The organism is Parafrankia sp. Ea1.12 (genome assembly GCF_900465275.1).
Classification (GTDB): Bacteria; Actinomycetota; Actinomycetes; order Frankiales; family Frankiaceae; genus Parafrankia; species Parafrankia soli.
This window is the reverse complement of record NZ_UBIZ01000141.1, coordinates 1-412: the sequence shown is the minus strand read 5'-3', so window position 1 is coordinate 412 and position 412 is coordinate 1. Positions and strand designations below refer to the sequence as shown.

The 412-nt window shown below is 67.5% G+C and carries 1 protein-coding gene; it reads left to right on the top strand.

The features are described from left to right. Nucleotides 1-412, top strand: a 412-nt coding sequence (locus tag FMEAI12_RS03590) for an ABC transporter substrate-binding protein (RefSeq protein ID WP_235013663.1), incomplete at both ends; no start/stop codon positions are given.

Here is a 412-nt window from a genome sequence, read left to right as displayed (position 1 = left end):
CCACGACCGAGGTAGTCGACGACGTCACCCTGAAAGTCACGATGACCACTCCCGTGACCGCGTACGCGCAGGCGATCGTCGGCTCGGCGATGAACTGGATCGCCTCACCGGCGGCCCTGCGGAAGGGTCAGCAGACCTTCGACGAGAGCCCTGTCGGCGCCGGCCCGTTCACGCTGAAGAGCTGGACCCGCCAGGCCGCCATGGAGCTGGTCAAGAACCCCCGCTACTGGGACGCCCCCAAGCCGTACCTGGACACCCTCACCTTCCAGGCCGCGCTCGACTCCAACCAGCGTTACAACACCCTGCAGACCGGGGGCGCGGACGTCGCCGTCGAGTCGAACCCCGTCAACTTCGACAAGGCCGACAAGGCCGGCCTGCCGAACACCGTGCTGGAGCTCAGTGGCGGGCTCTT